Raw genomic sequence first — 22,672 nt, 5'->3', positions numbered from 1 at the left:
ATTCCTTACTTTACTAAATTTATTGTTTCTAAATTAAATGCTCTATAATAATTATCATCTTTTAATTTTCCAAACAAAGATAAACTTGTTCCGTCATAAATACCAGGGAAAAACATAACAGTTGGTCTATCTTTAATTGAATTTTGCAGATTGTTTAAAATAGAGTGTGACCTAATAAATGGATAAACTTGTCCTATACCTGTTAAAAATACAATATTTGATGGATTATTTGTTGTTAATTCTTCAATTTTTGGAATCAGATACTTTTGCGTATCAATTGCACCTTGAATAGTTTTATATAGTTTATCTTTTGATAAATCAACTTCTTTATCTATGATTTTATTTAAAATTCCTCTATCTTTTAGCATTTCTACAACTAAAGAAAAAAGATTGATTTCATACACACTAACACCCACTATCTTTAGCCTATTAATCAATCTTTGAACTTCATCAAATATACTTATTTCTTGATTTGGATTGTAAGAACTAATATAAAATGGTATCTCTCCACCTAATGCTTTCATTGACAGAAAATTTTCATTGATAAATGTTTCATATAGTTTTTCAAATTTTTCTTCTAATCTTTCTTGCTTCATAAATACCTTTCTTTCATCTTTTCAATCTCATAATCTGTATATAAAAATGCTTTTAAATAAGTAGGATTATCTTTTAAAATAAGTTCAACAACTTCACTACTTAAATGTGGTTTTAAAATATTTTTACTTTTTGTGTTATCAATAATCATAGCTTCTTCAAGGATTCTGAATAAAACTTGTTTTAATTTATATTGCGTTGCTTCTGTTATATTTTCCAACTGTTCAACTGCATATTTTTTACTTTCAAAAAAAGTTTCATAATCACTATTTAAAATCTTATAATCAAACATCAAAACCTTTTTTGAAATAACTTCTGCCATAAATTCGTAAATAAATCTATATGTTTTTAGAATTGATAAAAAAATCAAATTTCTAATATCAGAACTATTAGCTTCATTTACATATTCTAATTGTTGAGAAGTTAAAGACTCTATTCTTCTTTTGATTTCAGCAAAAACTCTTTTTCTTGATGAAACTGATTGTTTTTGCATAATATTTTCTTCAACAACCAAATCTTTAACCTTTTCCCAATCTTTATATTCTAAATATTTTTTCATCACTTCATCTGTTTCATGTAACATGAGTGTAGCTGCTGTATATGAAAATATATAATCGTTATTCAAATGTTTCTCCAAATCCCTATAAATAGGTAATAGGATACCTTTATTTGGCTTTTGAACCAATAAAATAATATTATCACATATCAATTACTTAAGTAAGTAACTCAATAGTTTCTTATTTAGTAAATTATTTTATAGTCCATCCTTTACTTGCTAAATCACTAATACTTATTGGTTTATCTTTTTTATTAATTTTATTTACTATTTTTAGTCCATCTTTTTTAGGTTTAAAATCTGTTTTAGTTGATTCTTTCAATTTTTTACTTGGGATTATCTCATTTTTATTTTTTATTTTTTCGTTAATCTTTTTATTTATAGTTTTTTTATCAAAAATATTTGTATCTAATAAATTTTTCTTTTCTTTTACAATTCGAGGTTTTGAAGCCTTTTTTATTTTAACATTATTAGATTTATGCACATTTTCAATATGAATCTTTAATGATGAATTTTTTTCATACTTTAATTCACAATAAGGGCATTTAAACATTCCTTCAAGAACTTTTTTAGTCGTTAACTTTATAACCGTTGCTTGAGTATTTGATGAACTATTTTTATTTTCAGGAAAATTTACAGGTTTTATCAGTAATGGATTAATATGATTTTTTTCTACAAATCCTGAGCCATTACATTTATAACAATTTAAATTTGTACCTCTACAACTACACTCTTTTTTACCTTCAAGTCTAAAAGAAATATCTGATTCAGTCGGGCTTTTTAGCGTTCCTCCTCTTTCTTTTAAATGATATGCTTTTGTTTCAAGGCTTACTAGCGTTTGAACTTTTTACTAATACTAAAGCCGATAATTCAGTAGTTGAGGCTATGAGAAAAGGACTAAGAGGAGAATGAATTTCTTTTCTTAGCTACCCTATAGCTACCTATATATAAACATTGTAGCTTTTTTTTATTGTTTTTTTAGATTAAAACTTGCATATTTTATATAATATTCATTATAAAAAAATTTGTAATCATCAAAAACTAAATTAAATTTCATATATTTTAAATTCTTTTTTTATCAAAAAAAAGGGTAATTTTTAGTAAAAAATTTAAGAGAAGCGAGTATGCCAAATGTGGTCACAAATTTCTAGCGTAATTTATACCCATTTTTTAACTCTTTTTATACATTAATTACTGCCCTAAATTTAACCGCAATATTTATTAAAAAATAGATATTAATTTTAAGATTTATTAAAAGGAAAGATTTTCTGAAAAAATTTGTTGAAAAGAAGTGAGATTATTGAATCTCTCTTAGAGTTTCAATAGTATCTCTTAAAATTTTAATTTGAAGAGCTTTATCTGTAGTTGATAAATTTGAGTTTTCAACTTCAGCTATTTTTTCATTTACAAATTTTAAATCATCTTCAACAGATGAAAAGAAAGCAAATTTTTTTAGCATACTTGAAACTCTTTGAATATCAAGTTTATATTTTTCAAAATCATCATTTTTAAATGGTGTAGAAATAACACTAAAATTAAATAAATGACCTGTTCTTATATTCTTTTTGCAACTTGGACATTCATAAAAATTACAATTTTTTTTCAAAATTTGATGAAATAAAATCCAATTCATAGGAATCCGTTTTTTCATGACAATTAGGACATTGCTTCATATTTGACCTTTACATAACTATTTATAAAACGTACATTATATGCAAAATAGTCTAAGAATCAATAAGTAACATACACTAAAATGTTATATATTGAGATATTTATAAAGACTTTAAATAAAGCAAATGTAAAACTTTTTAGTAAAAAACATTGTAAGTATAAATGTTTTTTCAAACAATTTTTATTTTTTACTATAGTTGTTGAGCATGTTTAATATTTATATTTAGATGATATAGTGATAAATCTGCAAAATGTTAAATATATTATGAGGAGTAATGTGGGCAGAAAATTGTTACAATGATAAGTTATAAAATAAGTTCAGCAACCTGTAGTAATTGGAGGAAGAAGATTTGGCATAATAAGTGCACCTGCAAAACTTTTTGAAGTCAAAGGTGCTACAAGTTTTAGCATATCATCATCTCTTAAATGAAGATGCATGTCTAAAGCAGAGTTTATAATAGATTTTTCCATAGCAAATGTTCCTTTTTTATTTGAAGCATCCTAACTAAAGAGTTTAAAAATGCAACTAAGTTGCATTTAAATCTTATTTGATAATATTTCAGACTTGCAATTAATTTGCAAAATTTAAAAAGAGTGATTTATGAAAAGTTTTATAATTTTATTTTTTGTTTCAACTATAACTTTATTTGCCCATCCTTATACATTCATCGATATTTTTCCTAAATTTATAATAAAGAAAATAGGATAACTTCAATATCTATGATGTGGAAATTTGATGAAATGACATCAGAACTTCTAATTATGGAATTTGATGAAAATTGCAATGGTAAAATCGATGAAAAAGAACAGAAATATATAAAAGAAAACTATTTCCAGATGGTTACAATACAAATTCTTCAACCATTTTTAAAAAGAATATTTATATTTTCTACTTTGGAACAAAGAGATATAGAGATTAAGAACTTTACAAAAGACATGACTGGGATAATGAGGAAATAAGTGAAAAATATAAAAGTAGAATTAGAAAGTATAATATTTAATGTGATGCTACCAGAATCACAAGCTTTTTTAGATGAATTAAATGAAGAAATAGAAAAAGGAAATGAAGAAGAAGAGATTATTGAAGCAAAAAAAGATATTGCATCTTTTATTGAGGAATTAAATCAAGTTTTAAAACTGATTGAAGAAAAGAGACTATCAAATAAAGATGCAAAAGATATCTATAAAAAAATTAGAAATATGCTTGATGAACATGAAGACGAACATGAACATTAATGAATATTAAAGGAAAAAATGATGATGAATAAAAAAAATCTTAATATTGCTAGTGAATGGCGTCATGAGGGATATATGTTCCGACATATGTCTCAAGATAAACAACCAACTGTTTTGAGCGATATCTATAAAGAAGAGATCAATATAGCCATTTGGCGACGTGAGAAACAATTTTCAGTAAAAGAATTTTTAGCGTTGAATCCTACATTTCAAAAGGAAATGATTTTAACGCCACAAGATGCACTTTCACGTATTAGCGAATCTTTTGATAATAATATGACTGAAGTTAGTGAAGATATTGCTCTGCTTGTGGATATGTTTTGTTATTTGTTTGAACTTAAACAAGTAGGCATGCGTTTGAAAGTTTTAGATCGAGCGATGTGCCCTAAGTTTCATGTGGACAAAGTGCCTTGCCGTCTTGTAACAACCTATCAAGGTATGGCCACAGAATGGCTACCACACGAGGTGGTTGATCAAACAAAACTGGGATGGGGTTGTAACGGTTTGCCTGACAGTGAATCTGGTCTTTATCAAAGTGAAATTGATATCCAACAACTAGATTGTGGCGATGTTGCATTAATCAAAGGTACGCTTTGGGAAGGCAATGAAAATGCAGGCTTAGTTCACCGTTCACCGGGATTAATAGCCAATGAAAAGCGTTTGATATTAACTTTAGATTTTATGTAGCTAAATTTTATGGCTTATCTTATGAAGTAAACAATCATATCATATTCATTCGGGGACAGTAATATGAGGTCTTAAGTTCAATACAAAGGATTTATTATGAATGTAGGTTATGCAAGAGTTTCAACTTCAAGCCAAAATCTTGAGAATCAAATTGATCAACTCAAGAATTCAGGCTGTGAAAAGATTTTCTCAGAAAAAAGATCAGTAAAAACTGTACCAGAAGTAAGTGAAGAGGTAACATTATTTCAGACATAGAATTTAAAAGTATCTAAGTTAAAATACCAAGTTCAACAACTTGTTAAATCTGGTATGACATTAAAAGAAGTTGATATTATGGCAGAGAAATGTATAGTAAAGTTAGGTGCCCGTCCTTCTTTTAAAGGATTATATGGATTTTCTGGTGCTATTTGTTTATCCTTGAATGAAGTTATCATTCATGGTTTGCCTTCAGACATTGTATTAAAAAATGGAAATATTTTATGCTACTGAGGTTGATGGATGGTATGGTGATGCTGCTATTACAATGCCAATTGCTAAAATATCAAAAGAAGATGATACATTAATTGCTTGTGCAAAAGATTCATTATATCATGCAATCAGTATAATAAAGGTAGGTATGAGATTTAAAGAGTTATCATATGAAATAGAGAAATTTATTGTTAATAGAGGATATTAACCTTTAGTTAAATTTTGTGGTCATGGAATTGGGATAAAAACACATGAAGAACCAGAAATTCCAAATTATTTAGAAAATGAAATTCCTAAATCTGGATTCAAAATAAAAGGTGGAATGGTATTTTGTATTGAGCCTATGATATATCAAAAAGATAAAGAACCAGTTATCTTAAAAAACGGTTGGAGGAAGTCATTATGAGCATACAATTGCTATAATCAATGGGAAAGCTGAGATATTAAGTATCTCGGAGTAGTTTCAATAAAAGTAATATTAACATTAAATTTGTGTTCACTTTTGGTATTCATATTTTTAAGTTCAAACAGCCAGATTTGCATTCTCTAGTTTATTGAACAATAAAGAGATTTTAGAAAAAGCACTCCCACGATTCTATCGAAAAATCTATAAATGAATTAATTTTAAATATAAAGAAAAGCAACTTGTAAATTATGCAGTTATATTTAGACTTCAAAACTGCAGAACAATAAAGGAATTAAAATGGAAAACTATTTTGAAAAAGAGTTTAAGCTACGATATTTTGAAATGGATAACACAGGAAAAGCTTCTCCTATAACTATGATGACATTGCTGCAAGAAACTGCAGCAGATCACTGTGCTTTTGCTGGTCATAGCTTATTGTCTCTTATGTCACAAAATCTAGGATGGGTATTACTTTCGGGAATGATGGAAATAGACAGATATCCTGAGTACAATGAAAAGATTATTATACGAACATGGCTTTCAAAATATAAATCTATCAGAGGGACAAGAGAAAACATTATTTATGATGAACATTACAATATTATAGGGAAAGCCAAAGGGTTATGGCTTTTTTTTGATATCGAAAAACGAAGACCTAAAAAAATTCCAAATTATTTTAGAGAAAATTGGTTGTCTTGCGAGGAAACATCTTTAGATTATGATATATCAAGTACAATGCAGAGCATTAAATCCCCTCAATATCTCAATAAGTTTACTGTCAATCGCTATGATACAGACACAAATAAGCATGTAAATAATATAAGTTATTTTCATTGGCTTCTAGAATCAATACCCAAAGAGATTATAGATAACTATTATTTACACTCTATTGATGGGCGTTTTTTATCAGAGTCACAGTATGGGGATAGTATTGTTTCTTATACAAATAAAGTTGATGGTGAAAACTCTTTTATACATGAGATTTATATAGAAGGGAATAATAATCCTTGTGCTACTGCAAAAACAATATGGAAAGCAATGAAAAGTAAATAGAATTTTCTACTTTTTCTTTTTTATCAAATTTTTTAATTTAAATTCTTTTTAAATTAAATTTCAACTATAATTTTATATAAATATTAAAATTGATAAAAGTTTAATCATGAAAAAAATAACAAAACTCTGTGGAGCAAAAAAAACTTATATTATTTTACCTTTAGATGAGAAAATCACATCTAATCAAATTTATTTTTGTAATAAATGTAAAAAGACAACAAAAGAAAAAAATCTTCTTTGTTATCCTGAAATCAAAGATGTTAAAGATTCATCTTCATAATCAAATTCATCTTCAAAAAGGTCATTCATACAAAAAGTATATTTATATAAAGCATAATACCAAGGTAAAAGTAAAATAGAAAATAATAAATAATTACTATTTTGAGTGAAAAAATAATTAAATTCTAAAAAAATATATCCTAATGAATCAACCATTATTATAAAAAATAAAAAAATCCAAACATACTTTGAAAAATATCTTTTTTTATAAACATATCCTCTAATACTTAACATTGAAATAAGTGCAATTATTAGAAAAAACACATCATACATTCTTGAAAAAATATTTCCAAAAAAAACTTTTTCTTCATGTAAAACTACAAAACCTACTATTGTAATAAAACTAATTATCACAAACCAGAAATAAGCTTTCCAAAAATTAGTAATTATATTCATAAATGTTCCCTTTTATCTACTTAAAAAAATTTTATCTAAAACGTGTCACATATCCCGTCACAAAATTATAAAATTAACAAATTCTACAACCAACATAAGGAATCGTCTCTACAAATTTGTACTCAAGCTTTGTTCTAAGTCTATAAATAAGTGTTCTTAATGTACTACTTGATATGCTATTTTCTCCCCAAATTAAACTTTCTAAATCTTTAATTGTAACTATTTGTCCTCTTGATTCTAATAGTATTTTTAAAAGTAAAACTTCTTTTGATCCAAGATTTATAGGTAAAGATTTGAAATACAATCTATCTTCTTTTTTATTGAAATAGTAATTCTCACCTATCAATAAAAGATTTTCATCATAAAAAATATCTTCAATTTCTTCATTTTTATATAAACCCAACATTATATTTGATTTTAATTCATCTCTTTTAAATGGTTTTATTAAGTAACTCACTGGTTTTGTTTGTATTGCTCTATTTATTGTCTCTTCATCAGAAAATGCTGTAAGATAAATAATTGGAATATCTTCAAAAGTTTTTATTTTTTTTGCTGTTTCAATTCCATCTTTACTTTTACCTAAATTCACATCCATTAAAATCAAATCGGGTTTATTTGACAAAACACTATTTATTGCTCCTTGATAATCAAAAGCTGTATTTGTTATCTCATAATCTAACTTTTCCAATGTCCTTTTTATATCAAGTGCAACAATACTTTCATCTTCTACTATAAGAATTTTTTTCTTTTTCATTAGTTCTTCTTTTTACTTTTTATAAATCTTATCATTTTGCTGTCACAGTTTCTGTCACAAAATTTATTCTTCTAAAAAAACTTTTTTAAAAAAATTTGAAGCTTCATTTGGATTATAAGAGATAATTAAAAAAGGAATATCTAAACTTCCATAAGAATCCATTTCTTTATAGATTTCAACTCCTCCTAATTTCTTAAACAGTTTTAAATGCTCTTGTTTTATCCCAGAAAATGACATATCAATATCATTATTCATAAATATATTGTAAATTCCACACATAAGATATTTAAACTCTAAATTTAATCCTTGACCTCTATTTTTTACAATATTTCTTGAAATCTCACCTATACAATTATATTTTTTTCTCAAATCATCAAAAGAACATTTATTTTCAGAAGGAAGTTTATTTTCTGAATCAAAAATCAGTCTTATAGTTGCTGTTACTTCTTTATTATTTTTATAAAAAATTACAGCAGAATTTTTATCATAAATATCAAAATTCAATCCTTCAATTGTGTCTGGAAATTCATTTTGATAATTAATTTGTGTAAATACATCACTTCTTAATTTAAATACTTCAATTAACTCTTCTGCATTTTTAACTAATGATAAATTTTTATATTTATCTTCCCAAGATAGTTTTTTATTAAAAGAAATAGTATCTTCTAAAACACTTTCTAAAAAAACCCTTTTTTGGAAAATTTCTAAAGCTTGTTTCTGTAGAGATAAAAAAGACTCTGGAAGGTAAGTTTGTTTTTGGTGAATATCAGCCTTGATGATTTCTTGAAGTTGATTTAACGAGATATTTTTGTTTATGTAAGCCATTTGTTTGTCCTTTTTTTAGGACAAACTTTATTAGATATGCGTCACAATTTGCGTCACAATTTCTTTATTTTATGAACTATTTGAGATTTTGCATCCTATACTTGAAATGGTTTCAATTATTTTATAATTTAATTTTGTTCTTAGTCGATAAATCAGTGTTCTTAATGTACTATCACAAATAGGAGCATCTGGCCAAAGAAAATATTCTATATATTTAAAAGAGACTATTTGCCCTTTTGCTTCAACTAAAAGAGTAAGAAGTTGTTTTTCTTTAATACTTAATTTTATTGGTTTGGTTTTAAAAAAAAGTATTTCATTTTCTAAATCATAAAAATAATTATCTCCTAATTTTTCATAAGAATTATTTTTATTAAAAGTTTGTGTTTTTAATTTATAAAGAGATAAAAGTAGTGTTGATTTTATATCTTCTTTTTTAAATGGTTTTAAGATGTAACCTAAAGGATTAGTTTTTATCGCTCGTTGAATAGTCTCTTCATCACTATAAGCAGTAAGATAAATAACTGGTATAAAATCATTTTTTTGAATCTCTTCAATGATTTCAATTCCATCTTTACCTTTTCCAAGATTTATATCTGAAAATATTAATTCTGGTCTATTTTCTTTGATACTTTCTATTGCATTCTCATAATTTGATACACAATTTATCACTATTTGACCAAGATTAGTAAGAATTCTTTTTACATCTAAAGCAACTATTGCTTCATCTTCAATTATTAAGATTTTTACACTATTCATCTTCATCCCATAAAATAGTTGTAGTTACTCCATCTTTTATATCTGTAATTATTTTTCCTTTTAGTTGATTTAAAGCTAAAGTGTTAACTAAAGTTAGACCTAAAGAGAAAGTTGTATTTGTTTTTTCAAACCCTATTCCATCGTCTTTGACAGTTAGTTTCATTTTTTCATCTTTTTCTAAAATAACATAAATATTTCCCTCTTTATTTGGAAAAGCATACTTAAAAGAATTTGTTATTAATTCATTTATTATAAGTCCACAATATATAGCTTGTTCCATTTTTAATTTTGTTTTTATATCGAGATGAATATTTATATAACTATCATAACTATATCTTACCTCTTCAATTAATATTTCAAAATATTCATAAACATCAATATAATTTATATTATCTTGCTTATATAAAAGTTCATGAAGATGTCCCATTGCACTAATTCTATTTTGAATTGTAAGTAAAATATCTTTTAATTTTTCATTTTCAACTTCATCACTTTGAAGTCTTATCAAAGATACAATTGTTTGCATATTATTTTTAACTCTATGATTTAACTCTTTTAATAATAACTCTTTTTCATCAAGAGCTGTTTTTAAATCTTTTGTTCGTAAATCTACCTCTTTTGATAATCTTTTAGTTTCATTTTTTTGTTGAATTATTAATCTATTATTTGCTTCATTTTTCTCTTTTTGTAAACTTGTAATTCTATTTGCCAAAGCAATTGAAAAAATTATTGCTTCCATTACAAATGAAGTTTCAATTAAATAAGGGAAAAACTTCTTAATATCAAAAATTCCTGAGCTTGAAAGGAACATAAGCATTCCAGAAGATAAAAATATAAACCAACCAAATAAAATAAAATATGCCTGTTTATTTCTTTTTATTGCTCCATATATTGTTACTATCATTAAAAATAGTAAAAATAACATAGTTAAACTATTTCTATATTTATCATAATCATCTGTAAATATAAAAAATAAAATTGATATTGGAATAACTATCAAAAAGCCATTTAAAATTTTATTCAAAATTGGATATTGATTTGTTTGTAAAAAACTTTTTGTAAATAATCCTAAAGCATAAACAGGAAGAGCAACTAAAACAGAGGATAATTCAAGTATATCTAAAAGTATTTTTGAATTAAACATATAAAGCTTAGTAAAACCTACATATACTAAATGATGTGCAATTAAACCAAAAATATATATTACATAATATAAATAGCTTTTATCTCTTGTAAATAAATATATAAATAAATTATAAATTCCTAGTATAAACATTGCTCCAAAGAACAGAGATAATATTATTTGATGTTTTATCTCTTTTTGATAAAAACTATTCTCATTCCAAAGTTTCAAATCTATAATTAATGTTGTTATATAAGAAGATGCTTTTACAAAATATACTTTTTCTTCATTTGGATTGAGTTCTATTTCAAAAATTGGATTAATTACATATTTGTCTTTATTTTGAGTTAAAAGCCCATCTTTTTGGAAATAATTATCTTTATTTACATCATAAAAATCAACATTTGTTGTCAAAGGATTATTATATTCGAGTATTTTTTTTATAGGTTTATTTAAATCATTTTTTAAAACAATTTTTATCCAAACATCAAAATCGGGAGAATATCCAAATGATAAAATCTCTTTATTACTTTTTTCAAATTTTACATTTTGTTTTATTATATCTTCAATAGTTAAATTTCTATTTTTATCAATATAAATTTCACTATTTGGAAGTATCTCGATAGATTTCGTTTGTTCATTTATATTTATTATATTTGCATAAAGATTTATTGAAACTAATAAAAGAAAAATTATTTTTAAATAAGACATAAATTTAATCCATAACTATTTTATTTATTATACAAAATAGTAGATAAGTAAGTTATCAAAATGGCATTGACATGTTCATCATAAAACTTGTCGAATCACCTTTTGTATCAGAATATAAATAATAATCTTTATTTAAAATATTTTTAATACTCAAATCAATTTTTGCATCTTCATCAATAAATTTAGTGTAAAAACTAGCTCCTAAACTTCCAATAGTATAACTACCTAATTTTTGACTATTGACATTATCTATATATCTACTTCCTACATAAGAAACTTTACTTATAAATTTTATATCTTTATATAAATATTCAGTTTTTAAATCAAACTCTTTTTGTGGCGTATATAAAGGAACATTTCCCTTATAATCTTCTATATTACTATTTAAAATCTCAATATTTGAAAATTTTGCACTAGATGTAAGTTTTAGATTTTCTGTTAAGTCTTTTGATAAAGCTATTTCTAAACCTCTATATAATTCTTGAGTATTTTGTAAATAATCTTCATTATCTTCACTTCTTGATAAATATCTATTATCTTTAAATATTTGATACACAGAAGTATCCAATGTAACAAAATCTAAATCTGAAGTAATACTAAACTTAAGTTTTTTGTTGTCTGTATTTTTAGAACTTTGATTTATAAATTTATCATAATCTATATTTGTATTTAAATTTTCAAAACTAATACTTGATGTTATTATAGAATTTGGTTTAAAATATAATCCAACTGAAGATTCTTCTTTTGTGCTTTTTTTCAAATACGCAACTCCACCTGAAGACTCCATAATACTTCTTAATGAATCTTTATAATTCATATCAAAATTTAACCACATATAATCATATAAATAAATACTACTACTAAATATTAGATTATAACTATCTTCATTGTAAAAATTTTCTGTATGGTAATTTATATAATCGCTATTTTCATAACCTGATTTTGCTAATTTGTATTTAAGAGCATAATCATAATTTTCTTCTTTTTTTGCCATTTTAAATTCAGCATTTTCATCATCTAAATCTACTAATTTAAAATTATTTGCAATTAATTTGCTATAAGTATTTATATAATTTGTTTCAAATGCTTGAAGATTAACAGTAAGTAGTGATAAAATTAATATTACATATAGTTTTATTCTTAACATTTCATCATCTTACTTAAATTAATATTAAAATATAATTGAATTTTAATATTTAAACATGATTCATCAATATTGCATTTTTATTCTCAAAAATATAATATCTAATATCTTTAGGTTTTATCAATGTTGGTTCAGGTGCAACAAATACTATATTAAATCCACGTTTTTTTGCAAACTCTCTCATCTTATTCTGATTATTACTATGTAACTGAGACACTTCATCAATAATTAAATAAAATAGATTTTCATTATTTGTAATATATTCCCCTAATATAGAAATAGTAATTGCCACTTTTAACATAAGGTTTGTACCTGTTGAAGCTTGTGATTGTATTTGTTCAACCCATTTTACAGGCTTACTATTTTCACTATACCCTATCCTAATAGTTGAACTATCATAACTAGATAATTTGCTATCTCCTAATATATTTTTTATATTATTTAGCAATTGAATAGTTTCATCAATATCTTTTTCAAGTTGTATATTATTTTCAAATAAACTATTCTCTTCATTGATTTCTATATTAGTAAGTAAACTTCTTAAATCAACTAAATAGGCACCTATATTATTTCCACTTGCATCTTCCCTTTTTAATTGAATAGAATTAATAACAGAAAAATCAATATTATTTAAGTTTTTATTGATTTTAGCAATTTTACTTTTCAATTTTTTATTTGAAGAATCAAAGTTTTTTAATCTTTGATTTGTCCTTTCAACTAAAGCTGATAATTCCAATGTAGAATTTCTTTTTTCATCTTTTATTTTCCTTTGATAATGAAACAATTCATATATAGAGTTTTCTAGATCTTTTTCATTAGATAATTTTATAAGTTCACTAAAATACTCTAAATCAATTGGTAAATCAAATTTTCCATATTTTTTTAATTTTTTTACAACTATTTCAAAAGATTCTCTAAATTTAGACCTTTGGGAAATATGTTCATCTTGTTTATTTATAAACTCTGAAACTAAAGTTTCTAGTAAAATATTAGTTTCTATAAAATCATCTGATAAACTAATTTCTAACGAGGAAATTTTTTCTAAACCATTTTTATAAGATTTAGATTTTAAAGTTAACTCTTCCAAGACTTTTGTTTGTTCTAAAATAAACCTTTCTAATTCTTTTTGTTTTTTATCAAATAACAATTCTACTTTATTTTTAAATTGCTCTTGTTTTGATAAACTTTTTTCAATATTTATTTTATTTAATATTTTACTTTGAACATCCTCATAACGTTTAAAATAAGCTTCACTTTGCGAAACAGCTAAAAGTTTTTGTTCTACATTTTGTAGCTCTATATCTAGTTCTCTTAGTTTTTCTTCTTGTGTAATATCATGTTTTTTATTTTCTAACTCTACTATTTTTTCATTTATCTCTTCTATCTTTTGTCTTGATACATTTTTAAACTCTTCAATCTTTTTATCTAACTCTTTTATTTCATCTTTTTTATAAAGAGCAAAACTATCAATAAAAGTTTTATTAATTTGTTTAAGTTGTAAGTTCAATTCTTTTACTATTCCTTGTTCTTTTAAAATATTATCTTTAATTTTCCCAATTTGAGTATCAAGTTTTATCTTCTTTTCATTTCTTTCTTTTAATATGGTTTTTTGCTCATTATTATAACTATCAAGAATTTTTACTTTTTTTATTTTAATTTCTTCTATTTTTAGTAATAAAATCTCTAAATTTCTTTTTTCTTTAGATATTAAGCTTTCAACTTCTTCTATTTTTTTCTTATATTCATCTTCTATATTTTTAGTCTCTTTTTCAAAACTATCTTTCATAATATCCAGTTCATTAGATATTTTTTCAATATCTAACTCAATTTGTACTCTTGTTGGTATAGTATCTAATAAATCTAAATTCAATGAAATTCCAAAAAGTTTATCACTATCTATAACATTAGGATTTAATGTCTGAATATCCATGCTTAATAGTTTCTTTTCCATTATAGGATATAATCTTTTTTCCCAATCATCAATATTATCATTTAAAAAAGCTTGAAAACTATTTTCATCTATGTTAAATAATTTCTCCAAATAACTTCGTTTTTCTATTCCAATTTTTTTTGCTTTTTCATACTCATCTTTATTTGTTTCTATAATTTTTTTATATTCTTTATTTATCTTATTTTTATTTTCTTCATATTCAAAAATCTTTTTATTTATATTAATTTTATCTTTTTCTAAAGTATCAATTTCTTCACTAACTTTTTTATTATCTGTTTCAAACTTTTCCCTTATCAATTCAAGCTTTTTCTCATACTCACCATATATTTCTTCTTTGGATAATATTACTTTTTCTTTTTCCTGTTCAAAACTTAATATATCTTTTTGAGTTAAATCTATTTTGTCATTAATTTGTTCAATTTTTATATCCTTGTCTAGCTGGAGCTCTTGATATTTTATTTCTATTTGTTCTGAATTTTGTTCTTTTAAAAGATTAGTTTGCTCTTTTAGTTTTAGCTCTTCATACTTTATAGATTGTTTTATTTGAACTATTTCATTATCTATAGTCTCTAGTAGGCTTTTATATTGATTTTCAATTTGTAAAATATTTTTTTGTATCTGTTTTTGCTTGATAATTAAACTATCTTTAGTTAAAAGAATATTTTTGTTTTTTAAAACCTCTTCTTTAGAAAACTCTATTTCAAGTTTTTCTATTTCTTTTAATTCATAAATTAAATCATCGTGAAGATTTTTGATTTTATCAGTTATATAGTTTAATCTTTGTCTTAAATGTCCAGCATAAGAGTTTTTAATTCTTAGTCTATTTTCAATACTTGTAATTCTTATTTTTAAACTTTCATATTCTTTTTGTTCATAATCATATCTATATTTTATTTGTTTTAATGATATATTTAAATCACTCTCTATTTGTATCACGTTTTTATAAATATCCATTAGTTCATTTATTCTATTTTTATTTTTCTCATAAGTTTTATAAAACTTATTAAGATATTGCAATTTATAAAAACTATTATAAAACTCTAAAGCATTAAATTCAAAGAATTCATCTTTTTTTCCAATAGAATCTTTAATAGCTTCTTTTATTGAATTACTATCTATAACTGTTTTTGAGATATTAAAAAGCTTAGAATACAGTTTAATAAAAGTTTCATAATTGTCTATTTTATTAAAAGAAAATTCTCCATCACCATAAAATTGAGTACGATAATCTTGTAATGCAATAGTTTTTTTACTTGTGCCCATTGTGATATATTTCATTATATCTCTATGTTCTTTTAATACATTATCTTCATAAAAAAATCTATTAATATCTAATTCCCTTTTAGAAAAATATTTCTTAATCCCTTCACTATCTCTAAACATAACTATAAAATAAATACCAAAATCATATATTAAATAAGAACGCTGAATATCTGGAAAATAATACTCATTAAAAGGAGTTTGATCTCCAGATATACCTACTGACCTAGACTCTGTTACAAATAAGTAATGTAACGCCCTAATAGTTGTTGTTTTACCACTTCCATTATCCCCTGCAAAAAAAAGATTACTATCAACATCTATTTCAATATAATCCATCTCACCTGAATTAATCATATACAACTTTTTAAGCATCACTATTCTCCAACTGTTTTAAAATACTATTAAAATATCCTATAGAATCTAAAACAAAATATTTATCTTCATTTTTTTTATCTATTCTTTCTATAATTCTATTTTCCCTTAATATTTTTAATACCACTTCCATTGAACCGGATAAATCATCCTCTTTTTTTGTTAGATATTCTAAAGTCTCTTTTACTTGAAGATCCAAATTATTATTTGCTTTTGCTATTAAAGAACTTTTTGAAAATTCTCTTCCACTAGATATACCTTGAAAGAAATACTTTAATATAGAAAGTGCTAGAAAACTATCTCTATATTTTTTAATGAATTTATCTTGTTCTTTATCATTGAAATAGCTTTTTTTAGACAAATAAAAACAATTATCTTCATAGATAAGTTTAAATCCTATTTGTTGAAATACCTTTTGTGTTTCTTCAAATACATTATCATCACTTAGGCTATAAAATATACTTCTTATTTGTTCATCTTTAGAATTTGAAGATATAATACTCCCATCTTTTAGTATTTCAAAAACTATTGCTGTCAATGCCAAGATACTCTCCTAATATTAGAACTATTAAAATCCATACTTTTTAATAAAGGGTATTCTTTATTTATACAAAACAACATAAATATCCTAAATGCTTCTGTATCTTGTCTTGAAGATTCTAATTTTTTTATTTCTGGATGTTTTAATAAAAAACTATATAAATCATCACATCCATTTTCTTCTAAATCATTTATAATTTTCTCTTCATCAATATATATAATATTTCTAGTTGTAGAAACTTTTTTAGTGATTGTTTTCCTTATCTTAGGTTTAGGAATTGATAAAACACTTTTTAGTAGATTCGTAATTCTAGTTAAATCGGTCTCTTCATTTGGAACAAAGATAATTCTTTCATCTAATGTAAATGCTATAATGTCTTGATTTTCTATTAAGAAGTCCACTAAATAGTCATCGTTATTTTGAAGTATCATAGCTCTTAATGAAAAAAGCTTTTGATTTAATACTTTTTTCTCTTCACTAATTCTAATCAAATCAGAAAATCTATCACAGTAAGATTCTATCTTAGATAAATAAGGTTCTAAAGTATAATTTGTATTATCTATAGTCTCTTCAATCTCCATATGAATAGATGCTAAATCATCATCTAAATCTCTTAATATTTTTTTTATAGAGTTTAAATACCTTTCCACCTTATCATGCAATGAACTAGCTTCATGAATTAATTGGTCTAGTTCTATATTTATTTGATTTTCCATATTGTTAAGTAAAGCTTCTATTTGCTTATTTTGTAACTCAACTGACATATACAAACTATGTATCAGATTTTTTATTTTTACTATTAAGCCATGATTATTTGTCTCTAAATAACGTTTTTTTAGAGAGACAAGTTCTTTTGAGTGTTCATCAAAATTTCCAAAAAGAATTGAATAATCAGCTTTTAATAAAATAGTGTTTACAAACTGCCTATAAAAAGGGTTTATATCAACAGCTTCTCCCAGTTTTAATATTATTCCTTGTTCTAAAAGAGTAGGAGGAATATTTGAAGAGTGAACAGAATTTGGATTTTTATAAATCTGATCTATTAACTCATCATTATCATATAAAAGTTTGATTAGTTTTTGATGATTTGTTTTCAAGACTATCCTCTTGTAGCTTCCTTGATTTTTTCAAACCATTCTTTTATCTCTTCAAAAGCTTCTAGCTCTTCAAGATGTTGTTTTGTAATTTGTTTTGATAACTCTTCATTAAATCTTTGTTTTACACGACTAACTTTCTTTTTCTTTTTATCTTTATCTTCAATCTCATCCCAATCAATTTCTGAATTTTCTGAATTATTATGAACATATTTTGCAACTTCTTCTCCTAAATCTAATGTATCCCATTCTTCACTATATATTATAGGAAACCCTTCATAGGTATCATTGATAATATTGTGGTGAATATAGTTTTCCATCTCTCTTTTTTTTGTTTCAAATGTAAAGTTATTTAGTCCTTGACTATTGATAGAATCAAAATATTTACTATATTTATTTGGTTCATCTGAACCAATATCACTATCATATATATGTACTTGATTTATTTGCAATTTTTTTAATAAATTTTTATTTGCCCAATACTGAATGGTACTTCCACCCATTGGTATTATAAGTATTTCATTATTATCTTTTAATTCAATTATTTCTTTATATTCACTAATTTGATCATTAATATTTAAAAGAAACTCTACATCAAGTTTACCTTCTAAGCATACTATACATTTGACTTTTGAAATATTCTTAATATCTATGCTTGGTAAGACACCTAATGTATTTTTTATATCTTCAAATAACAAATCAAAATCTTTATATTTTTTAATATTCCCTGTTTCATCTTTTATTATTGCTATTACATTTTCAAGTTCTACCATTTTTGCAATATTAGGTGTATGCGTAGTAATAATTACTTGATGATTTTTATGACTTGAAAGCTCTAAAAGTGATTTAATTAACATCTGTTGATAATCAGGATGTTGTGATGTCTCAGGCTCTTCAATAGCATAAATTACACTTTTATTATACCTATCATTAATTTTTCTATCTGCTTCTGCTCTAAAATAATTTAATAAAACTAGTCTTCTAACTCCACTACCTCTTTTGTTTAATGGAATGTCATTACCAGTAAAATTAAACTTAAAAACTGATTTCCAATCAGGTTCTTTCGAGTAATTAGGATTTAGTGTTGAAGCTATTGCTGGATCCATCTCTTGAAGTTTAGCTAACGTATCATCACCAACTTGCTTTATTTGTTCTTTCATTAATTTTTCAACTTCATCAAGCATATTCTTTATTTTATCATTTTGAAGTGCTTTTTGAATAGCTATTTTCAAAGGATTTTGAACATCATCATCACTATCTTTATTTGCTCTATCAGATTGAAATAAAAAATATAGAGGTAAGTTTTTATCTATACTCTCTTTTAAACTTTTTGATTCATCACCTTTAGCCAAATCTATTTGAATTGTTGTTCTATCGTTTTTATCCTCTTCTTCAAGTAAATATTTATATAAAGCTTGTCTTATTGGAGCATTTGCACTTTTAGTAATAGACTCATAAGCTTCCTCACTTATTACTTCATTATCAACTAACTCGTTTAACTCTTTTTTTAAATCATTTATTTTTAAATTTATTTTTGGTTTATCTTTCCATACACTAGGATAATCACACTCTAAAGAATATTTTATACTAGCTTTTGTAATATTTTTTGAACAATCACACTCTTGAATCAATGTTAATAAACCATTTTTATCTAATAAAAATTCATCTTCTAAATTAGTAGGATTTGAAGAGTCAATTACTATAGTATCACTATCTTCTACTTTAAAAGATAAGATAATTTTTAAAGAGGTCATACCTTCCTTTTGTGCATCTATATTTAAATCATCTTGTTGAAGTTTTACTAAATCATTATTAAAAAAAATTTCTAAAGCTTCCATAACTGTTGATTTACCAACATCGTTTTTCCCTATAATGATATTCATATTGTAATCAAAATTAATATCTAGTTCTCTATAGCTTCTGAAATTTTCTAATCTTAATTTTTTTAATTTCATTTAATAACCTTCTCAAATATTATTATAAAATCAATTATAACAAGAAATAACTAAATTATTAAATTATTACAATAAGTTAATTTTAGATACACAATTTAAATCTTTTACATCACAAGTATATTTAATTACTTAAAATGATATATAATATAAGAAATTGTAAAATTCCCTAATAAGAGGATACTTATGAAAGTTTTATCAATAATACTAATAATTATAATTTTGTTACAAGCTGATGAAAAAAAAGATATAACATTACAATTAAATTGGTTAAATCAATTTCAATTTGCAGGATACTATGTTGCAAAGGAAAAAGGATTTTATAAAGATGTTGGATTAAATGTAACAATAAATGAATTAAAAGATAAACAAGAATTAACAAATATTATAAAAGATGGAAAAGTTGATTTTGCAATTGGACGTTCTTCTTTACTTATAAATAAAATAAATGGTGACGATATTGTAATTCTTGGAGCAATATTTCAACATTCTCCTTTGATGTTACTTACAACTAATGAAGAAATAAAAACAATAAAAGATATAAAAAATAAAACTATTATGATTACACCTGATGCTGAATTTACAGCTTCAATCACTGCTATGTTAAATTCAAATGATATAAATAGAAAAGATTTAAAAATTTTCAAGCACTCTTTTAATGTAGATGATTTAATAAATAAAAAAGTTGATTTAATGTCTTGTTATATTTCAAATGAACCTATTATACTTCAAGAAAAAGGAATAAAATATAAGATTTTTCATCCAAAAGATTATGGATTTGATTTTTATAGTGATATTTTATTTACTTCATCAAAATTTATAAAAGAAAATCCACTAACTACAAAAAGTTTTTATGAAGCAACTTTAAAAGGTTGGGAATATGCTTTCAAAAATAAGACTGAAGCAGCAGAAATAATATATAAAAAATACAATACTCAAAATAAATCTCTTATCAATCTTATAAAAGAAGCTGAAATACTTGAGAGTTTAGTCATTGATAAAGATAATAGACAAATAGGTTTTTTAGATAAAAATAAACTTGAAAAAATATTTGAAGTTTTTAAAGTATTAGGATTAACAAATGGAAAAATAAATTTAGATAATTTTATTTATACTAATAATCATCATAAGAAAATCATTTTTGAAATTGCATATGAACAAAAAAATATGTTTATAATGCTAGTTATATTTATAAGCATTATTTTTGTATTAACTATATTTTTCCTAAGTCGGATTCATACTAAAAAGAAATTATTGGATGCTGTTATAAATACAAGTGATGATTTAATTTATTATAAAGATCAAAGGTTAAAATATATTGGTTGTAATGATGCTTTTAAAAGATTTGCAAATAAATCTGAAAATGAAATCTTAGGAAAAGATGATTTTGATATATTTGAAAATAAATTTGCAAAAATTTTTAGAGATAATGATCTAAAAGTTTTAAGAACAAATAAAATGTCAATAGATGAAGAATGGTTAGAATTTGATAATAAATTATTGCTTTTCCAATCAAAAAAAAGACCTCTAAAATATACTGAAACAAAAATAGGAATTTTAGGTGTAAGTAGAGATATTACAAGTCTTTATGAAATTCAAAAAAAACTTGAAGAGCAAGCAACAGTAGATGAACTAACAAAAGTTTATAATAGAAAATCTTTTAACGAAAGACTAAAAGAGAAAATAGAAATGTTTAGAAGATATGAAAGTAATTTTTGTTTGGCTTTAGTTGATATTGATGATTTTAAAAAAGTAAATGATACTTTTGGTCATGATATAGGAGATGAAGTTCTTATAAAAGTTTGTGGAATTGCAAAAGAAAATATTCGAAATACTGATTTAATATTTAGAATTGGTGGAGAAGAATTTGTGATTTTATATCCTAAAACTTTAATTGATGAAGCTTTTTTATCTATTGAAAAAATAACTCACATAATAAAAAATGAAAATATAATAAAAAACCATCAAATTACATTAAGTGTTGGATTAACACAAATGAAAGAAAATGATGATGAAGCTTCTATATTTAAAAGAATTGATGATTTAATGTATATTTCTAAAAAAACAGGAAAAGATAAAATTACAGTTGATTAACCAAACTTAGCTAAAATCTTTCTTCATCTAATTTATAGAAACTTTTATGTATTATTAAAATTAATACATACAATATGGAAGGATTATTAGTTTTGAAAAAAAGAAATTATATTAAAAAAATATCAGATTATGCAATAGTTGGTGGTTTGGGTGCGTTTTTAGTTATTGGACTTACAGGTTGTGATGATAAAGGAAGCAATAACCAAAATCAAGGTCAAAATGATGCTTTTACAAATGCAAGTCAAAAACAAGGTGCTTTTGTAATTATTGAACAATCTGCTGATGGAAAATATAAAATTGCAGATGAATTTCCTGCTTCAAAAACTACTATTGTTTTAAGAAATCCTGATGGAACTGAAAGAATTTTGACTCAAGAAGAAATAGATAAACTTGTAAGAGAAGAAGAAGCAAAGATTGATGCTGGAACTTCTGCACTTACTAATCCAAATGCTGAAGTGAGTAATGGTGGAATGGGACTTGGTGGAGTTTTATTGTCTTCAATTGCAGGTGCAATGATTGGTTCTTGGCTTGGAAATAAATTATTCAATAATCAAAATTATCAAAATCAAAGACAAACACAATATAAATCACCTCAAACTTATAGTAAATCTCAAAGTTCTTTTTCAAAAAGCCCATCAACGGGAACTAATACAAATAGTTCAACTAAAAAAACTGGATTTTTTGGGAATACAAGTAATTCTAATACAACTAAATCTTCTGGTTCATCAGTATTTGGAGGTTAAAAA

At 24.1% G+C, this 22,672-nt stretch carries 23 protein-coding genes and 2 pseudogenes; 10 read left to right on the top strand and 15 right to left on the bottom strand.

Annotation, left to right across the window (positions count from 1 at the left end):
• Positions 1-5: 5 nt before the first annotated feature.
• From ADFLV_RS07170 to ADFLV_RS07160, 3 genes are all read right to left on the bottom strand, one after another.
• Entirely contained in the window at positions 6-596 is a 591-nt protein-coding gene (locus ADFLV_RS07170) for a DUF1788 domain-containing protein (protein ID WP_129011499.1), read from the bottom strand.
• A complete protein-coding gene (locus tag ADFLV_RS07165; protein ID WP_129011500.1) occupies positions 593-1,219 on the bottom strand; it encodes a DUF1819 family protein in 627 nt (208 codons plus the stop codon). The genes ADFLV_RS07170 and ADFLV_RS07165 overlap by 4 nt, the downstream gene beginning before the upstream one ends.
• Before the next feature lie 124 nt (positions 1,220-1,343).
• On the bottom strand, positions 1,344-1,703 hold the full coding sequence (locus ADFLV_RS07160) for a hypothetical protein (protein ID WP_129011501.1): 360 nt from the start codon (positions 1,701-1,703) through the stop codon (positions 1,344-1,346).
• 257 nt (positions 1,704-1,960) lie between these two features.
• Here ADFLV_RS07160 and ADFLV_RS07155 point away from each other — a divergent pair, with 257 nt between their 5' ends.
• Positions 1,961-2,062 carry a hypothetical protein gene (locus ADFLV_RS07155; protein ID WP_228712391.1) on the top strand — a complete coding sequence of 34 codons (102 nt, stop codon included), beginning with the start codon at positions 1,961-1,963 and terminating at the stop codon, positions 2,060-2,062.
• 385 nt (positions 2,063-2,447) lie between these two features.
• Here the strand turns inward: ADFLV_RS07155 and ADFLV_RS07150 are convergent, their stop codons facing one another.
• Positions 2,448-2,783: a hypothetical protein gene (locus ADFLV_RS07150; protein ID WP_164968524.1), complete on the bottom strand. Its 336-nt coding sequence runs from the start codon at positions 2,781-2,783 to the stop codon at positions 2,448-2,450.
• 365 nt (positions 2,784-3,148) lie between these two features.
• Positions 3,149-3,292, bottom strand: a pseudogene (locus tag ADFLV_RS07145) (dihydroorotase); the annotation flags it as partial.
• Between the two features lie 249 nt (positions 3,293-3,541).
• Between ADFLV_RS07145 and ADFLV_RS07140 the strand changes: the two are divergent.
• The 7 genes and pseudogenes from ADFLV_RS07140 to ADFLV_RS07110 all read left to right on the top strand — a co-directional run bounded on the left by ADFLV_RS07140 (position 3,542) and on the right by ADFLV_RS07110 (position 6,951).
• Positions 3,542-3,781: a DUF1007 family protein gene (locus tag ADFLV_RS07140; RefSeq protein WP_129011503.1), complete on the top strand. Its 240-nt coding sequence runs from the start codon at positions 3,542-3,544 to the stop codon at positions 3,779-3,781.
• Positions 3,782-4,057 (top strand): double-stranded DNA repair protein Rad50, encoded by a 276-nt coding sequence (locus tag ADFLV_RS07135; protein ID WP_014474133.1) that lies wholly within the window; start codon positions 3,782-3,784, stop codon positions 4,055-4,057.
• Positions 4,058-4,078: 21 nt separating this feature from the next.
• Positions 4,079-4,744: a DUF1826 domain-containing protein gene (locus ADFLV_RS07130; RefSeq protein WP_129011504.1), complete on the top strand. Its 666-nt coding sequence runs from the start codon at positions 4,079-4,081 to the stop codon at positions 4,742-4,744.
• A gap of 96 nt (positions 4,745-4,840) precedes the next feature.
• On the top strand, positions 4,841-4,999 hold the full coding sequence (locus ADFLV_RS07125) for a recombinase family protein (protein WP_014474131.1): 159 nt from the start codon (positions 4,841-4,843) through the stop codon (positions 4,997-4,999).
• A pseudogene (map, locus tag ADFLV_RS07120) lies at positions 5,000-5,673 on the top strand (type I methionyl aminopeptidase); the annotation flags it as partial.
• Positions 5,674-5,915: 242 nt separating this feature from the next.
• On the top strand, positions 5,916-6,671 hold the full coding sequence (locus ADFLV_RS07115; protein WP_129011505.1) for an acyl-[acyl-carrier-protein] thioesterase: 756 nt from the start codon (positions 5,916-5,918) through the stop codon (positions 6,669-6,671).
• Between the two features lie 106 nt (positions 6,672-6,777).
• Positions 6,778-6,951, top strand: a complete 174-nt coding sequence (locus ADFLV_RS07110; protein WP_164968525.1) for a hypothetical protein — start codon at positions 6,778-6,780, stop codon at positions 6,949-6,951.
• Here the strand turns inward: ADFLV_RS07110 and ADFLV_RS07105 are convergent.
• The 10 genes from ADFLV_RS07105 to ADFLV_RS07060 form a co-directional block, all read right to left on the bottom strand.
• Positions 6,912-7,346 (bottom strand): hypothetical protein, encoded by a 435-nt coding sequence (locus tag ADFLV_RS07105; RefSeq protein ID WP_129011506.1) that lies wholly within the window; start codon positions 7,344-7,346, stop codon positions 6,912-6,914. The genes ADFLV_RS07110 and ADFLV_RS07105 overlap by 40 nt on opposite strands.
• Positions 7,347-7,419: 73 nt before the next feature.
• On the bottom strand, positions 7,420-8,100 hold the full coding sequence (locus tag ADFLV_RS07100; protein WP_014474127.1) for a response regulator: 681 nt from the start codon (positions 8,098-8,100) through the stop codon (positions 7,420-7,422).
• 63 nt (positions 8,101-8,163) lie between these two features.
• Entirely contained in the window at positions 8,164-8,925 is a 762-nt protein-coding gene (locus ADFLV_RS07095; RefSeq protein WP_129011507.1) for an N-acyl amino acid synthase FeeM domain-containing protein, read from the bottom strand.
• A gap of 69 nt (positions 8,926-8,994) precedes the next feature.
• Positions 8,995-9,681, bottom strand: coding sequence for a response regulator (locus tag ADFLV_RS07090; protein ID WP_129011508.1), 687 nt, complete (start codon positions 9,679-9,681; stop codon positions 8,995-8,997).
• Positions 9,674-11,515: a 7TM diverse intracellular signaling domain-containing protein gene (locus ADFLV_RS07085; RefSeq protein ID WP_129011509.1), complete on the bottom strand. Its 1,842-nt coding sequence runs from the start codon at positions 11,513-11,515 to the stop codon at positions 9,674-9,676. Before ADFLV_RS07085 ends, ADFLV_RS07090 begins: the two co-directional genes overlap by 8 nt.
• 55 nt (positions 11,516-11,570) lie before the next feature.
• Positions 11,571-12,662 carry a TonB-dependent receptor gene (locus ADFLV_RS07080; RefSeq protein ID WP_129011510.1) on the bottom strand — a complete coding sequence of 364 codons (1,092 nt, stop codon included), beginning with the start codon at positions 12,660-12,662 and terminating at the stop codon, positions 11,571-11,573.
• A gap of 49 nt (positions 12,663-12,711) precedes the next feature.
• Complete coding sequence (locus tag ADFLV_RS07075; RefSeq protein WP_129011511.1) at positions 12,712-16,227, bottom strand: hypothetical protein; 3,516 nt, start codon at positions 16,225-16,227, stop codon at positions 12,712-12,714.
• Between the two features lie 10 nt (positions 16,228-16,237).
• A complete protein-coding gene (locus ADFLV_RS07070; protein ID WP_129011512.1) occupies positions 16,238-16,789 on the bottom strand; it encodes a condensin complex protein MksE in 552 nt (183 codons plus the stop codon).
• A complete protein-coding gene (locus tag ADFLV_RS07065; RefSeq protein WP_129011513.1) occupies positions 16,780-17,883 on the bottom strand; it encodes a hypothetical protein in 1,104 nt (367 codons plus the stop codon). The genes ADFLV_RS07070 and ADFLV_RS07065 overlap by 10 nt, the downstream gene beginning before the upstream one ends.
• Positions 17,884-17,885: 2 nt before the next feature.
• On the bottom strand, positions 17,886-19,835 hold the full coding sequence (locus ADFLV_RS07060; RefSeq protein WP_129011514.1) for an ATP-binding protein: 1,950 nt from the start codon (positions 19,833-19,835) through the stop codon (positions 17,886-17,888).
• Between the two features lie 183 nt (positions 19,836-20,018).
• Here ADFLV_RS07060 and ADFLV_RS07055 point away from each other — a divergent pair, with 183 nt between their 5' ends.
• Together ADFLV_RS07055 and ADFLV_RS07050 are read left to right on the top strand one after the other, a co-directional pair.
• The gene (locus ADFLV_RS07055) at positions 20,019-21,926 is read left to right on the top strand and encodes a GGDEF domain-containing protein (protein ID WP_129011515.1); all 1,908 of its coding nucleotides are present in this window, start codon (positions 20,019-20,021) and stop codon (positions 21,924-21,926) included.
• 92 nt (positions 21,927-22,018) lie between these two features.
• On the top strand, positions 22,019-22,669 hold the full coding sequence (locus tag ADFLV_RS07050; protein ID WP_014474120.1) for a UPF0323 family lipoprotein: 651 nt from the start codon (positions 22,019-22,021) through the stop codon (positions 22,667-22,669).
• Positions 22,670-22,672 lie beyond the last annotated feature (3 nt).

The organism is Arcobacter defluvii (assembly GCF_013201725.1).
GTDB classification, from domain to species: Bacteria; Campylobacterota; Campylobacteria; order Campylobacterales; family Arcobacteraceae; genus Aliarcobacter; species Aliarcobacter defluvii.
This window is presented reverse-complemented; position numbering and strand designations above follow the sequence as displayed.